This is a genomic window from Niastella populi (assembly GCF_002078015.1).
Taxonomy (GTDB): Bacteria; Bacteroidota; Bacteroidia; order Chitinophagales; family Chitinophagaceae; genus Niastella; species Niastella populi.
The window spans coordinates 1-1,436 of sequence record NZ_LWBP01000094.1; the positions used below are offsets into that span (position 1 = coordinate 1).

Here is a 1,436-nt window from a genome sequence, read left to right on the forward strand (position 1 = left end):
AAAAAAGTAGTGCAGCTTACTGTGCAGCGTAATTATCATGTACAGCTTAGCGAAGATCATCGCTACTATAGCGTCCCTTACCAGCATGTAGGTAAAAAAGTAAAAGTGCTTTACGATGCAAGAGTGGTGGAAGTTTATCTGGGAAGTGAACGCATTGCTTTGCATGTGCGTAAAAATCATAACAAAGCCTACACTACACTGGCAGAGCATATGCCTCCCCATCACCAGCGTATGCAGCAGATCAAAGGTTGGAACCGCGACGATCTGCTTATGCAGGCTTCGCGCATCGGCCCCTCTACCCATCAGGCGGTCACGCTGATGTTGGAAAACAGCATTTATATCGAGCAGAACTATAAAGCCTGCTTCGGTATGCTGATGCTCCAGAAAAAGTATACCGCCACCCGTCTGGAGGCCGCCTGTAGCAGAGCATTGCAGGGGCCACGTGTCAACTATACTATGATAAAAAACATCCTGGAACGGGGACTCGATAAACAGCTAACGCAGCCGGTTCCCCCGCCTTTGCCTGATCATGACAATATCAGGGGTAAAGATCATTATCAATAGTCAATTACTAATAAAAACTACAATACAATGAACACAACACAAACATTGCAGCAAATGCAGCAGCTTCGCCTGCAAGGCATGTATCAGGCCTATCGCTCTCAATTGGAACTCCCTATGGACCAGCAACTGGAAGGGCATGACCTAGTAGCCTACTTGTTACAATCGGAAGAGCTCAACCGCGCCAATGAAAAAACAGCTTATTATCTGAAGCTCGCCAAAATGCGATTACCAGCCACCGTTGAGCAGATCGAATGCAGCGCTGCGCGCAATCTCACCAAACAACAATTGGCAACATTAGCTGAAGGGCGCTATTTGCAACAGGGAGAAAACATACTAATTACCGGCGCTACAGGCTGTGGCAAATCATACCTGGCCTGCGCCCTCGGACACCAAGCCTGCCTGCAGGGATACAAAACCGCTTATCTTAATATGAACAGGCTCATTGAAAAGGTCACACTGTCAAAACTGGATGGCTCTTACATTAAGTTACTTAACCATCTGGAACGTCAAACCCTTATTATTCTTGATGATTTTGGATTGCAGCCCCTGACTCAGGAGATCCGCCTTACTCTTTTACAATTACTTGAAGACCGTTACGGAAAGAAAAGCATCATTATAACCTCGCAGCTTCCTGTATCCAAATGGTATGAATATATTAGTGATCCCACTCTTGCCGATGCCATTATGGACAGAATGACAGCTAATGCAAACCGTATAGAATTAAAAGGGGAATCCCTGAGAAGAAAAAAATCCAAGACCAATCAATAGCTCTTTGTATTTTTAGACCCACATCAAGCTCTTACTCTTATTGCCAATAATCCGGGGTGGGTCAACATCCAAGAACCCTGGGTCAACATGGCAAGAATTTACAA

Annotated in this window: 2 protein-coding genes; both read left to right on the forward strand. The window is 45.3% G+C overall.

The genetic code is table 11. The features are described from left to right. Positions 1 to 564: Mu transposase domain-containing protein (locus tag A4R26_RS34855; protein WP_439330556.1), on the forward strand; the 564-nt coding region annotated here is incomplete at its 5' end. A gap of 27 nt (positions 565 to 591) precedes the next feature. Continuing rightward, positions 592 to 1,332 (forward strand): IS21-like element helper ATPase IstB, encoded by a 741-nt coding sequence (istB, locus tag A4R26_RS10005; RefSeq protein WP_081163646.1) that lies wholly within the window; start codon positions 592 to 594, stop codon positions 1,330 to 1,332. Positions 1,333 to 1,436: the final 104 nt, after the last annotated feature.

What these genes read in the sequence shown, in the direction of transcription:
- istB (WP_081163646.1), top strand. Translation starts at nt 592, where the DNA reads ATGAACACAACACAAACATTGCAGCAAATGCAGCAGCTTCGCCTGCAA.